The organism is Paracoccus sp. 228 (genome assembly GCF_000967825.1).
GTDB lineage: Bacteria > Pseudomonadota > Alphaproteobacteria > Rhodobacterales > Rhodobacteraceae > Paracoccus > Paracoccus marcusii.
On sequence record NZ_JYGY01000001.1, the window covers coordinates 190,782 to 204,456 of the forward strand.

A 13,675-nucleotide genomic window follows, 5' to 3' on the forward strand; every position below is an offset into this window, starting at 1 on the left:
CGTAGCGTGAGCTGAGGAGATTCGAATGAGAAAGACCCGATTTACCGAGCCGCAGATCATGGCTGTGCTGCGCCAGGCCGAAGGCGGTGTTGCGGTGCCGGAGCTGTGCCGAGAGCATGGGATCAGCAGCGCGAGCTTTTACAAATGGCGGGCGAAGTATGGCGGTATGGATGCGTCCATGATGAGCCAGATGAAGGCGCTGGAGGATGAAAACCGGCGGCTGAAGCGCATGTTCGCGGACCTGAGCATGCAGGCCGACCTGCTCAAGGAAGCTTTGGGAAAAAAGTGACGCGGCCAGCTCAACGCCGCGAGTTGGCCGCGAGGGCGGTGGCAACGAAGGGGGTCAGCATTGCGCTGGCCTGCCGCACATTTGGGGTCAGCGAGACGTGCTTTCGTTACAGCCCGAAGCGCTGTGCCGAGAACGAGACCATCGCGGATCTTCTTGAGGGCCTGACCAAGGCGCACAGAACCTGGGGCTTCGGCCTATGCTTCCTGTATCTGCGCAATGTCCGTGGCCATGCCTGGAACCACAAGCGCGTTCGCCGGATCTACTGCGAACTGGAACTGAACCTGCGGATCAAGCCAAGGCGGCGCATCAAGCGGCACAAGCCGGACGTGCTCTCGGTTCCAGACGCGCCGAACCTCGTGTGGTCCATGGACTTCATGGCCGACCGTCTGGCCGATGGTCGCCAATTCCGGCTGCTGAACGTGCTCGACGACTTCAACCGCGAGGGTCTGGGCATTGAGGTCGACTTTTCGCTTCCGGCCGAGCGCGTGGTTCGGGCGCTGAACCAGATCATCGAGTGGCGCGGCAAGCCCATGGCCATCAGGGTCGACAACGGCCCGGAATACATCAGCGCAACCTTGGCAATCTGGGCCGCAAAGCAGGGCATTGTCCTGACCCACATCCAGCCCGGCAAACCGCAGCAGAACGCTTACGTCGAGCGCTACAACCGCACCGTCCGCCATGAATGGCTCGACCTCTACATTTTTGAAACCATCGCGGAGGCACAGAGTATCGCAACCGACTGGCTCTGGACTTACAACAACGAGCGACCCAACATGGGCATCGGCGGCATAACACCCGCACAGAAACTGAAAATGGCTGCGTGAGTTCTACGACCAAACCCCGTTAAAACGGGGAGGATTACCCGGGCATATAGTTCCGGGTCATAGTATTTCGGAATTAATACCCGATGCGTCAGCTTTTCTCGACTGATTGAGAAGCCGTGTCTCGTAGCCGCACGCTCGCGGGTCATCCGCAATTTCGACCCTAACAAAGAAGATATCTTGCTGCGAACGCGCCCTTGTTCCTCGACGACCTTACGTACATCCTTCGATATAGCTTCGCGTTTATTTTCATCACGAGGCACAGGCAGCCGGAGTTCAAGGTGACGCTCACCCACCTTATCGATGATGTTCGCGGAGAACTGACGGACCCGAACTTGCCGCCGGACGAATTGCGTGGAAAGTGCAGCTAACACAAGCCAGCTGTCGATAGTGCCAACACCAGGCAAATCAAGCTCAGGATCGAGACGTAAGCGAAAAACGTGATCCTGTAGCACTAAAGGAAGATCGTCCTTGGTCACCATTGCCACCGTTCCCACAAGGTAGGTGCCATGGGCCACAAATAGGATGTCCCCCGCTTGCACGTTCTGTCGTTCGGCGACGCCAGCATACACCGTGGATGACACCCCCTTTTTGTAGTCTGACCGGATCTTCCATCCGTTTAAATCACTGGTGCGGACATAGGGGATCTGGCCAGTGCCGTAGTGCTCGCGCCGAATCCATGATCCAAGTCGTGACCCTTCTGCACCGGGGAGAAGAAGGTCACCTAGCCTAGGAAGCACGAAGTCTTCTTCCGCACATCGAGCTGCTACCTCGAGTTCCGGGTCATAGTATTTCGGTATCAGAATTCGATCGCGCAGCTCAGACCGAGCAACTGTGAAGGACAGATGGCTATCGCTGTCGGAGGTCATGCCCAGATTCCTTTAGCCGCCATACGCGTTGCAATTTCAGGGAGATCGTCAAGCAGCTCCATGCCTTGCGCTGTCAAACGCACAGTAGGGTTGCCGCGGCTATCATGACCGCACCAATCCGCTATCGCCATTTCAATATTCTCAGCTTGATCGGGCTGACGTTTCTGCAGAAACAGTACACATGTCTTCGCATGGGTGTAGGGCTGAAACACTTCCTCTGGTAAACTGACAAACCCGCGCAGCGAGAAGTTATCCATCAAGTATTGCACCACATAGCCATAAACAGGCATGCCGAAAATACTCTCCGGCAGGACAATCCCGAGCCGCCCGTTAGGCTTTAGGAGTTGCACGCAGCGCTCGATGAACAATATCTGTGGCGATTGCTCAGTACGACGCTTTCCTCCAGCGGTCCAATCTGTCTGACCTTTGGACGGCTTCGTCCAAAGTTTCGCTAGCTCATATTGCCCAAGTTTTTGGGCACCCGTCACCTTTATTTTCGAACCAAATGGTGGATTGCTAAGCACAACATCAAAGCTACCCATTTTTGCTTTAAGCCGCGCATCTTCATGCCATACCGCGGGAGGCGCTAAGGAATCCTCACAGAAGATGCCGCCACGTCCATCACCAATTATAGCCATGTAGGCCTTTGTAATTTTCGTAAGGAACGAATCTTTATCAAGTCCTCGAAAACCCCGTTGCGCCGTTTCGCGCTTTCGGCGTTCAAGAATAGCCTCGCTCCATCCCTTATCCGCCGCTTCATTTTCAAGCGTCTTCCAAACATGCTCCAGCGCAACGATAAGGAACCCGCCTGACCCGCAAGCTGGATCAATAACGGTCTCTGTGGGCTTCGGGTCGATAACGTCTATCATCATCTGTACCACGTTTCGGGGGGTGAAGAACTGGCCTTCCTCCCCACGCACAGCGGGTCCTATGAACACCTCAAACGCGTCGCCAATGGCATCACGTGAGGCTTCGAGTATGCAGTAGTTTTGCAGTTCGCCTACCACATAACGGAGGCTCTCGGGATCAAGGCCGATTTCCTCGTTTTCGCGGAAGACGTCCGGGTATTCCTGCTGCACCGCATCGAATAGCTGGTCAATGCGCGCTTTTATGCGATCGGAAGGTTCCCGGTGCACCGTGCGGAACTGCGGCAGGTCGTCGGGCGCAGTATTGAGTTCATCGTAGATTTTACAAAATAGTACTGACGTGATCTCGATGGCAAGACCCTGATCACGAGTAATTCCGGTGGTGTTTCCGGCGAGATGATTGCGGATGTCCCTAAGTACCGACTTAAGGTTAGTAGGTGCGATAAGGTCTCGCCGGTGAAGCGTGCCAATTTCCGCAACCGTCTGCCCGAACTTGGGCAAGGTCGGAAGAGTTGACCAGTGGATTTCCCCGCCCTCACGGTACTCTTTCAAAAGGTAAAGGTGGTCCAGTCCATTGAACCAAACACCGATTTGCGCCGACGACATCGTCATGTAGATCTTGAGCTGCTCCTCGCCGTCTTTGCGCGTTTTTTTCTTGCACTCCACAACAATTTAAGCATCGGATTCGAGCCTGTTGCCCGATGAGAATACGACTATATCAACAGGGTAGCTCTTCGCCCTCGTAGCGGAAGGCGTCGAGCGGACCCGAAACTGAGGGCGCGTCTGAATATGGGTCCTGGGGTACCCTAGTTCATCAACAAGTCTACGCGCAAAGACCTGCACCGCGTCTACCTCTTCGGGTGTCGCACGAACTTCTTTGCCCGAAATGTAATCAGTGATCGTAATAGGTGCGGGCTTCCCACCAATCGTCATGGGGCTATTTTCAGACGGGTCGACGACGGTCACTGCCGCCTCTTCATATTCGACGCCGTTGGGCTCTTCTTTGCTCATTGATGTCATGTTTCCCCATGCCTTATGCCGCCGATCAACTCCAACCGAAGCGTTAGACCTAGATGCAGGAGCCGCTAGGGGGTGGCAACCGGATAAAGACTAGCGCGCTGTGCTCCTGATGTCCGGGTGGTGTTTGGTAGGGTTGGGGCCAGCAACATTCTTCCCAGTTGGTTCCACTATTTTCCTAAGGAAATCATCCGCACACATGCCACTCTGGCAGCCCTGTATGCCTCGCGCCCCCCGTTTTTCCGAAATCGTTTGGCATCATGACTAACCGGCTATGGCGAGAGGGCTGCGCTTCGACCGGTGGGTCAGGTCATACAAAAACAGCCGATAGCGATCCTCACCGTAAGTTCCCTTAACTGGTCCCCAAAAGCGACCGTTGTAGTTACCTCAGTTAGGGTAATCTTATTTATTATTAACAATAAGTTACGAATCAAACCTGATGTGTGCTAGATGGGATTTCAACGAAGTTGCGAGAGAGAGACCTGATGAACGATGGCGAGACCCGAGCGCGGAAAAGCCGAGTCCAGGATTACGTCTACCGCTTTGTGCAGTATGGCGAGCGCCGCGATTTTGCGGGTGTCATCATGTGGCAAGGCCTAGTGGTGCTCCGCTGGATGCAAGCAGGAACGACCGTGTGAGTGAACGTGCGACAGAGACAGTGACCGTTCTGACCACTGAGGACGGGCGACCTGCAGCAAAATTCATTACTAGGAACGATCTGGGGACGCTGGTGATTGAAAGAGTACCACGTTCTTTCCGTCATGACGTCGCAAGGCTGGACGTGACCGATCTCCAAAGTCTTGGCGAAGCGTTGGGAAATCTAGAAGGTAATCCATCGAAGTTTGTGATCCGTGGTCAGCTAATTTGTGGTCGTTCGTGTAGCGGCGTGCGCCGCCTATTAAAGCCTCAAGGCGGTGTGCCGGCGACGTTCGAGGCCTGCCCACGCGAATGGTGTATGATCGATATCGATGAATTGCCGCTTCCTTCCGACGTCGACGACTTTCGAGCTAATAAAGAGCGCCTTGTCTCCATAGCCATAGCTCACTTGCCCCCGGAATTCGCCACGGTCGACTGCTGGTACCAATTTTCTGGCTCAATGGGCGTCAAGACGAATCGCATCCGGCTCCACTTATGGTTTTGGCTAGATCGTCCTGTCAGGGACAACGAGCTAAAGGCTTGGCTGCAGGGATACCCAGTGGATCTGGCAGTCTACAATCCAGTTCAACCGCACTATACGGCTGCCCCAGTGCTTGCAGACGGCGTATGTGATCCCATGCCTGACCGCTCTGGATTTTACCGTGCAGGCCGGCAAGTCACTACCGTGACTGTACCTGATGAATTTGAGGTTGCGCCTACCTCGGCATCTGCGACGAGACGCGGACGGGCTGGGCGACCGGCAGGCTTTAGCGGCACCAGGATTGTACGTGACCCTAATACGAATTTAGTCGTTGATGGACGGCGCATGTTCTTGCTGCAGGCCAGCAACAAGGCCACCACGGCTGTTGTGAAGGCAGGGCAAGCCGAGAAGATCGCCGTCGAAGAACTAGCTCAGATGACATGGGCCGTGTTCAGCAAAGGCGCCGATATCTCAGATGGCAAGTGGTCCGTTTTGGATGCTATGGTCGAAGCTGAGCAACGACTGGAGAAGCTGCGGACAGGGACCTACGACTTTACCAGCCGACAAGACGCGACCACTCTTTATCCCACTCATGCACCGTCTATTGCACCTGCCTTCGTTGACCGCGAAACTGGGATGAAGGCGCTTGGTGAAGCCTTGACCCGCTTCTTTTCCAACCTATCCGAGCGGGAACCACGGCTTGCTTTGCGGGTGACCATGGGTGCCGGAAAGACCCGGCAGGTTATTGAGCACCTAAAGGCATTTCTTGCCGGTCGTTTCGGTATGCGTATCGAAATCTACGTGCCCCGTCACGACCTTGCTGCCGAATATGTTGAGAAGCTTAAGGCAGGCGTACCTGTAGCTGCAAAGGTCGTTCACGTTGTTCCGCGCGATGGCGGAAGTTCAGGAAACCTGCCGATCCTGTGTCGTCGTGCGGACTATGTGAAAAGCTTGAGGAAGTCTGGCGTTGGGATATTCCATAAAGCTTGCCGTTCGGCTGATGGCCAACACTGTGAATTCTACGACGCCTGTGGCTACATTGAACAATTTCGTGACCCCAGTCTAGCTACGGCACAAGGCAATGTGGTCCGTATTGGGGTCCACAGCTACTTGGGCCTGCCGAGGAACCCCATCCAGAACGATCCAGACCTAGTTATCATAGACGAGGCCTTCCTCAATGACCTGATCAAGGAAGAACTTGTTCGGCTAACTGACATCCGTAGGCATATCAAGACGCCTCGTCACCCCAATATTGGTGCCCTATTCGCGGATGCCTTGGTTACGGGACAGCCGCTCCTACAGTCTCTACAGACGGCGGGTGTAGTGCCGACGGATTTAGGTGATGTGGAACTGAACCATCTTCGGCCGCCGGCACCTTTCATGGCCGCCGGTAACAAGCCGGTCACCCTGCCGAGCGCGACGCTGCACAGGAGCTTGTCCGTGCTTCTGGAGGTCCTGCGTGAGGAACTTAGCCTCAAGAACCGCACGCAGGTGGAGCGTGTTATCTATGACCCACGCACTGACGAAGCCGTCATAGTACGACTGCACAGTCCCGAGATCCCAGACAACGTGCCTCTGTTAATCTTAGATGCCACTGGCGATCAGGACCTGCTTGAAGAGATCGTAGGCCCTGTTGAATTTCGTACGATCGATATCGAGCAGCGCGCTTTCACCACGCAGGTCTACGACCGCACCGGCAGCAACTCGTTTTGGAATGGAGACACAGCCCCGGTAGCTGATCTCGTAAGTATCCTAAATGTCTGGGCGCGACTGGGCGAGCATCCGCTGTTAATCAGCCACAAGAAACTCGCAGACCAGCTTCGGGAACGCAGTGATCTGGACGAGAGCGTTATGGTCAATCACTTCCAGAACGTTCGGGGCAGCAATGCTGCGGAGCACGCTTCTGCCGTATTCATCACAGGGCGGAATTCTCCACCAGCTTGGACCATCGATATAAAGGCTAGGGCTGTATTCTGGGCCGCTGATCAGCCCCTATGCCACGATGAGGCAAGCTTCTTACCTGCGACGGGAACGGCACTACCGCGATTGCCCACGGTGTTGAGGGGCTATCTGCAAAGTGGCGCAAACCCTCATCCGCAATCCGGTGTAGAGGTCAGATCGTTCACAGATGAACGCATCGAGGCCTTGCACCGGCAGAGTCGAGAAGCAGAAACTATCCAGGCCATCGCCCGGCTTCGTCTGGTTCATGCACCATTCGTCAAGAATGTCATTCTGCTCGGCAATCTGCCAGTCGAAATGCCGGTGGATCAGTTTGTCCGCTTTGACGAGTTGATGCCTGATCGGCTGGAGATTGAATTGATCCGCAAGGGTAATGTCCCGCTGTCTGCCGCGGGGCTTCTTCGGATGCGTCCGGACTTGGCCACGAATGCCCCCCAAGCCAAGAAAATGTTGCAGCGGAGTCGGGTCAAGGACCCCAGCCGGCTGAGGGCATTACCAATTCTTTCTCAGACAGGCCTGCTTGTCATCGAGTTCAAAGCTACGAATGCGGGCCGTACTGCCACTCATCAGCACCTGTTCATACTCCTTAACCAGCAAGCAGAACGGCTTCCTGCCGCGTCATCCATCAACCTCTCAGCTGGGCATATCCCCTTCGCTGATTGGGTTGCTTACCTCGAGAATGGCGATCCGGAGATCACCGGTTCGGGTTGGTCGGGGGTTCATCAGCCACGGCTGCTTTGGGCTTAAGGGGACAAGGTCCTATAGATATCTAATTAGACCTTGTCCCCATAGCAGGTCCGTGAGCCCCCGTGTTGGACTGCCGGACGACGGAACAATCCGGCCATGTCACTAGACGCTTCTGATCACCATCGCCCAATTCGGTACAGCAAATCACCCACAGCCAAGGCCACCCCGCCTGATTTCAAGATCTGTCACATTACGAAAAACGCACGGTGCATCGACTGAACAGCCCGCTAAGCCATGAACGCAGGTTGACTAGCTATTTCGCCCAACAACGGTCGGGGATGTATACGGTATCGGGTAGGGGTGGGGGTGGCACTCGCCCCCCGGGGACATCTGAACGACTGCCGAAGCATTATTCAGCAGGCCCTAGCCGTAGAACATACCGTAGTACAATATGTGCCCGTTGACACAGCCTCGGACGACCAGTAGCCATTGATTTGTTGAGGTAAATAGCTGCCAAGGTGCCTGCAACGGGAGCCTAACCAAGACCGGCAAGGTCAAGGACACCGTCTCCGGGCACAAATAATCTCACTATTCTCAGCCAATTAACTCATATCGGCTGTAGGCATTTTGCGCTTTAATGTGAGTGTGATTACCTAGGGTTATACTAGGAGCACCGTAAGTAATCTGCAAATTAAAGCCGCGACGAATGCATGTCCTTTGGAAACGAAAGGCGCTCCTTTGCCACATCACGCGGTCGGTGTCAAACTACACGACGACCCCTAAGTAGCTGAGATGACTTGTCGAGCACATGCTGTGCTATTTGGCAAAACGTAATCGTCGATGAAACAATCGCAAGACCGATGCTCAAGCCGATGCTGACCTTTGTAGCTAGTCCGCAGAAGTATCAGTCGATTGATCAGATTGTGGCTGACGGTACTGCAGCAGTGCGGTCACCGTCAGGGCTGTCTTTCCACGGGCCGCGCTGGCACGGCACCACGAGTTGAACTCGTCGTCCGAGAGGCCATAGCGCCGCAATGCATCATCCCTGTCGATCAGTCCGTGCAGCACGGCGAGCACCACTGTCTGCTTGCGCGAGGCAACCCAACACGTGTCGGCATCGGGCAGATCGGCGACGCTGAGGATGCTGCCGTCATCGATCGTGACGGTGCGGAGGCGGGATGACTTTCGAATGAACATGGTGAACCTTTTACGCGACAATAGATGGACAGGCGTGCAGTGGGCAGGAAGGGAGGTTGGCGGGCCCACGCATTGTCTGGATTGTGGACAGGCTGCGATTGGATCACGAATATGACGCCACACGGAGCTAGCATGCCGCGTGATGTGACTTATCGTCTATATTCCGAAGGCATGTCAGTGGCGTTAATTGAGCCAACTATCGGGCTCAGCCTGCGCGGAACACGCCCCAGGTGACGGCCTGATGCTGCAGCCTGTCGCGAAGGTCGCGGAACTCTGCGTTGTGGGAATAGGCGCCGATGGCAGAAAGGATCATCGCCAGGTCTTTCGCCGAAACGACGGGACGCAGATCGGTCTGGTTCTGGTGCATAGGAAAAATCCAACTCAATAAACTATACAAATTTAATTAGCCGACACTTACTGTCCTGAGAACCTGCCTTTTCGCACAGGTTGTGGCGCATATTTGGAGAAATTCCTGCGATTGCATGGCGCAGGCGGCTTGGGATGCACGCAGCGGTGCCGTAATGTCGTAGTCTGGTGGACCGGCTTGCTGGCCGTGTCCGTGAAACTGATGGCAAGGCAGGAGTGAGGAATGGTCGATCTGAGGGGCAAGGGGGTTCTGGTGACCGGGGCAAGCCGGGGCATCGGTGCGGCGACGGCGCGGGTGCTTGCCGAGGCCGGGGCGCTCGTCGGCCTCATGTCCCGTGATGCACGCGCGATCTCACCGCTGGCCGACGAACTTGGCGGCATGGTTTTGGAAGGCGATGTCGCACGTGCCGCCGACATGGAGCGGGCGGTCGCGTCCTTCTGTGATCGCGCGGGCCGGTTGGACGTTCTGATCAACAATGCCGGTGTCATCGGACCGATCGCCGGCATGGCCGATGCCGATCCGGATGCCTGGGGGCAGGCCATCGACATCAACCTGAAGGGCGTCTTTTACGGGATCCGTGCCACACTGCCGGTCATGCGGTCCGCCGGCGGCGGGACCATCCTGACGGTGGGGTCGGGCGCCGCCCATGCTCCTCAGGAGGGGTGGAGCGCATATTGTGCCAGCAATGCAGGCGCATTGATGCTGACGCGCGCGGTGGATCAGGAGGCGCGGGCGGACGGCGTTCGGGCGATCAGCCTGTCGCCGGGTACCGTGGCGACAGACATGCAGGCGGCAATCCGCGACAGCGGCGTCAATCCGATCAGCCAGTTGGACTGGACGGTGCATATCCCGCCGGAATGGCCCGCACGTGCACTGCTGTGGATGTGCGGGTCGGATGCGGATGCGTTTCTGGGTGCCGAGATCTCGCTGCGCGACGAGGCCATTCGGCGGCGTGTGGGCCTGATCTCCTGAGTGGCAGAGAGAGCGACGATGCAGGCCTGTGCGAGAGATCTTGGTCCCCTGCTTCAGCACCAACCGCGGTAATGAAACGCACGTCGTGGCTTGGGCAACCGGCAATGAGTTTCCTGCAGCAAGCCCGCATTTTCGGTGCCTGCCGTGTTGCCCGTTAAGGATTGATTTACCTTATGTGCGCAATGTGGCCCGCTGAGGGCCGGGAATGCGCAAGGCGATTGCCCGGCATCGTATTTCGATATGACGGGGGCGCATCATGATCTGGGGTCGAAGCGGCAAGGTGCAGGCGTCGCAGACGGAGGAGGCGCGGGATACGGTCGAGCTTCCGGTCCGATCACCGGGCGGGTTCTCTGAAGAGGCGCTCAAGGGTCTGGCCGACCTCGAGGCCCGCATGCCGCCCCCCGAGGCGGTGACCGAGCCCGCGTTCACCAGGTCCTTCCGCATGACGGACCGGCTGAAACCCGACGCCGCGGCGGGCGGTGGGCTGGTGACAGGGACCGACGGGACCGCCCGGCCGCATTACTGGGGTCATCGTGAACGGCTGCGGACCCGCTTTCTTGAGGGCGGTCATGCGCCGATGCCCGATTACGAGATGCTGGAGCTTTTGTTGTTCAACGCCGTGCCGAAGATCGACGTCAAGCCCTTGGCCAAGCGCCTGCTTGCCACATTCGGGGACCTGAACGGCGTCGTCGCCGCATCCGAACATCGCATCCGGCAGGTCGAGGGCGCGGACCGTTGGGTCTATCTGCAACTGCGGCTGGTCGACGCGTTCGCGCAGCGGATGGCCCAGGCCAAGGTTCTGCAGCGCGAGGTGCTATCGTCCTGGCAGGCGCTGATCTCTTATTGCCGCACCTGCATGGCCTATCGCGAGACCGAGCAGTTTCGGGTGCTGTTCCTGGATCGCAAGAACACGATCATCGCCGATGAGGCCCTGGGCAGCGGTACCGTCGGGCACGTGCCGGTCTATCCCCGCGAGGTGGCCAAGCGGGCCTTGGAGCTGAACGCAAGCGCCGTGATCCTGGTCCACAACCATCCTTCCGGCGATCCGACCCCCAGTGACGAGGACATCACCATGACCGCCCGCGTTGCGGCGGCCTGTGAGGCGATCGATGTCTCGGTCCACGATCACGTCATCATCGGCAAGGATGCGGAGGCGTCATTCCGGGAGCAGGGGCTGTTGTAGTCCATCCGGGTATCGGCCGCCGCCGAGACCAGTCATACTGTGCCGTATCCAATCGATATGATGCCCACGGTGGAACCGAGCGAGGGCATAATCGGATCGACTTGATATTGGTCGAGTAACGAAAAGGACCCGTCCGAATCGGACGCGGTTCCTGTGATTGGGATCGGTTCTGGTCTGGTCGGCATGGCCACGGCGTGCCGGCTTGTTGGTAAATCCTTATGTCAGGTAGCGACTGGATCAGTCTCAGAACTGACGCTCGTTGCTATCATTTCATCGCGCAGGGAACAGGACACGTTCGTAACATTACAGCCGGCCCTAATTACCTTGTTGCTCCGCGATTGAATGTACAAATACCGAGGAGGGACATGACTGTCTGTGCGTCTGTAGCATGGTACCTAGGCTCAATAGAACCTGCGACTCTGCCGCCAAGTTCGCGGACAGATCTCTCTATCCCGAAATAGGCATCTCGCAGAGCTGAAGTTTCAATGCATGCAGAAGCTCGCGTGCTGCCCGTCCTTGACAGCGTAGGTTTTCTCGTGTTGCGGCGACATGTACGTCCGCAAATTTGGCGTTCCGATCAGGCGATAGCGCGCCGGATTTGCACGGTGGTGGTTCAGATGCGCTACGCGCTATCAGGAGCGTTTGCGGGGATTTCTCTACAGATGAATCCCCGCGTCTGGGCTGGCCAAACTTGACAATCCGTCATGTGGCTTCATTATGAAACTACGGAGGATTTTAATTGTGTTCGTGTTTTCTCGTGTTCCGATAGCCGCTCTGGCAGCGGTCGGCTTTCTGGGGACAGCTCCCTTGGCATCGGCGCAGGCGACGCCGGATGACCTGGCCGCGCAGGCGCAGGCCTTGCGTCAGATCATCGCGCAAATGGAGCTTGAGGCTGCCGAGCTGGAGCCTCAGGTCGAGGCGGCGCGTACGGAGCTGAGCGAGCTGACGGCCAGGATCGAGGCGGCGACCAGCCAGCTTGCGCAGGAGCAGGAAAGCCTTGCGGGCGCGCAAGAGAACCAGGGCACGGTTCAAAGCGGCACCGAGAGTGCAGAGGCGCAGGAAGCTGATCTGAGAACCCGGATCGCGGCGGCTGAGGCGGAACTTGAGGACTTGAACACCACCCTCGAAGCGCGGCGCGCCGAGGCGGAGGAACTGGCTCAACGGACGGAAGATCTTCGCACGACCGAGCAGGAGCAGGCACAGAGACTTGCCGTGCTGGAGGAGGAGATAGCAGCCGCCACCGCCAGCCGTGACGAGATGACCTCTGCGCGGCAGGAGATTGAACCGCAGCTTGACGCGATGCGTGCGGAGCTGGCGGATCTGACAACGCGTCGCGATGCGATGCAGGCGGAATTGGAGCGGTCCGAAAGCCTTTCTGCAGAGGTTGCAGAGAGACAGGAACAGGCGGCTGCCGTCGAGGCGCAATTGGCTGCCGCGCAGGCTGAACTGGCTGAGCTGACCACACGTCGCGACGCGGTGCGAGCGGAACTGGAGCAATCCGAAGGCCTCTCTGCACAGGTTGCAGAGCGGGAGGATCAGATGGCCGCCGCTCAGGCCCAGTTGGACGAAGTTCAGACGGAACTGACGGAGTTGACCGCGCGTCGCGATGCGATGCAGACGGAGCTTGAACAGGCGGAAGGCCTCTCCACGCAGGTTGCGGAGCGAGAGGAGCAGGCTGCCGCTGCGGAGTCGCAGCTGAATGCCCTCCAGGCGGAACTGGCAGAGCTGATCACGCGTCGCGATGCGATGCAGGCTGAGTTGGAGCAGTCTGAAAACCTCTCCGCGCAAATCGCGGAGCAGGAGGAACAGGCGGCCGCGGCCGAGGCCGAGTTGAATGCAGTGCAGTCGGAACTGGCGGAACTGACCACGCGTCGTGACGCGATGCAGGCCGAGCTGGACCGGTCCGAGAGCCTTGCCGCACAGATCGCGGAGCAGGAGGAGCGTGCCGCAGCGTTGCAGACGCAAATCGAGACGCTGAGCACCGACTTGGCCGCACAGCAGGCTGAGCCGGAGCAGGCAGCCGCCCCCGAGCCGCCGACGGATGCGCCCGCCGAACCGGGCCCCGTGGCAACGCAGGAACCTGCGGCAGACGCGCAACTGGCGGTCACCGGCGACGACGGCTCGGCTCTGCAACCGCGGGACGCGGATCAGGTCAGCGCCATCCTGGCCACCACGCCCGGTCTTCCGCAATCACAGGCGTCGCGCGACCGGCTGCGCGACCTGCTGGTCGAAGGCCAGTGCACCATCGACGCGCTGCGCGAGGTCCAGAACCCCATCAACCGCCAAGCGTTGCTTGTCCTTCTGGCCGGGCTGGACGGATGCTGACATTCC

At 57.9% G+C, this 13,675-nt stretch carries 9 protein-coding genes; 6 read left to right on the forward strand and 3 right to left on the reverse strand.

Translation table 11 applies throughout. The features are described 5' to 3' along the window. Positions 1–25 precede the first annotated feature (25 nt). Positions 26–1,113, forward strand: a protein-coding gene (locus SY26_RS00910) for an IS3 family transposase (protein ID WP_139599857.1) whose coding sequence is annotated in 2 segments (ribosomal slippage) — positions 26–275 and positions 275–1,113 — 1,089 coding nt in all. Because the reading frame shifts where the segments join, the coding sequence is not laid out codon by codon here. Here SY26_RS00910 and SY26_RS20890 read toward each other — a convergent pair. After that, a complete protein-coding gene (locus tag SY26_RS20890) occupies positions 1,041–1,979 on the reverse strand; it encodes a hypothetical protein (protein ID WP_157020369.1) in 939 nt (312 codons plus the stop codon). The genes SY26_RS00910 and SY26_RS20890 overlap by 73 nt on opposite strands. Then, positions 1,976–3,457, reverse strand: a complete 1,482-nt coding sequence (locus SY26_RS00915) for a class I SAM-dependent DNA methyltransferase (protein ID WP_157020370.1) — start codon at positions 3,455–3,457, stop codon at positions 1,976–1,978. Before SY26_RS00915 ends, SY26_RS20890 begins: the two co-directional genes overlap by 4 nt. A gap of 890 nt (positions 3,458–4,347) precedes the next feature. On the opposite strand from SY26_RS00915, the gene SY26_RS20895 reads away from it, so the two are divergent. Next, the gene (locus SY26_RS20895) at positions 4,348–4,500 is read left to right on the forward strand and encodes a hypothetical protein (protein WP_157020371.1); all 153 of its coding nucleotides are present in this window, start codon (positions 4,348–4,350) and stop codon (positions 4,498–4,500) included. A gap of 20 nt (positions 4,501–4,520) precedes the next feature. Beyond that, entirely contained in the window at positions 4,521–7,685 is a 3,165-nt protein-coding gene (locus SY26_RS00920) for a hypothetical protein (protein ID WP_198143073.1), read from the forward strand. A gap of 828 nt (positions 7,686–8,513) precedes the next feature. Here the strand turns inward: SY26_RS00920 and SY26_RS00925 are convergent. After that, positions 8,514–8,822, reverse strand: a complete 309-nt coding sequence (locus tag SY26_RS00925) for a DUF1153 domain-containing protein (RefSeq protein WP_045998911.1) — start codon at positions 8,820–8,822, stop codon at positions 8,514–8,516. 589 nt (positions 8,823–9,411) lie between these two features. Here SY26_RS00925 and SY26_RS00930 point away from each other — a divergent pair. The 3 genes from SY26_RS00930 to SY26_RS00940 all read left to right on the forward strand — a co-directional run bounded on the left by SY26_RS00930 (position 9,412) and on the right by SY26_RS00940 (position 13,669). Continuing rightward, positions 9,412–10,161, forward strand: coding sequence for an SDR family oxidoreductase (locus tag SY26_RS00930; protein WP_045998912.1), 750 nt, complete (start codon positions 9,412–9,414; stop codon positions 10,159–10,161). A gap of 391 nt (positions 10,162–10,552) precedes the next feature. Further along, the gene (gene radC / locus SY26_RS00935) at positions 10,553–11,344 is read left to right on the forward strand and encodes a DNA repair protein RadC (protein WP_045999578.1); all 792 of its coding nucleotides are present in this window, start codon (positions 10,553–10,555) and stop codon (positions 11,342–11,344) included. An 807-nt stretch (positions 11,345–12,151) separates the two neighbouring features. After that, on the forward strand, positions 12,152–13,669 hold the full coding sequence (locus SY26_RS00940; RefSeq protein ID WP_139598748.1) for a hypothetical protein: 1,518 nt from the start codon (positions 12,152–12,154) through the stop codon (positions 13,667–13,669). Positions 13,670–13,675 lie beyond the last annotated feature (6 nt).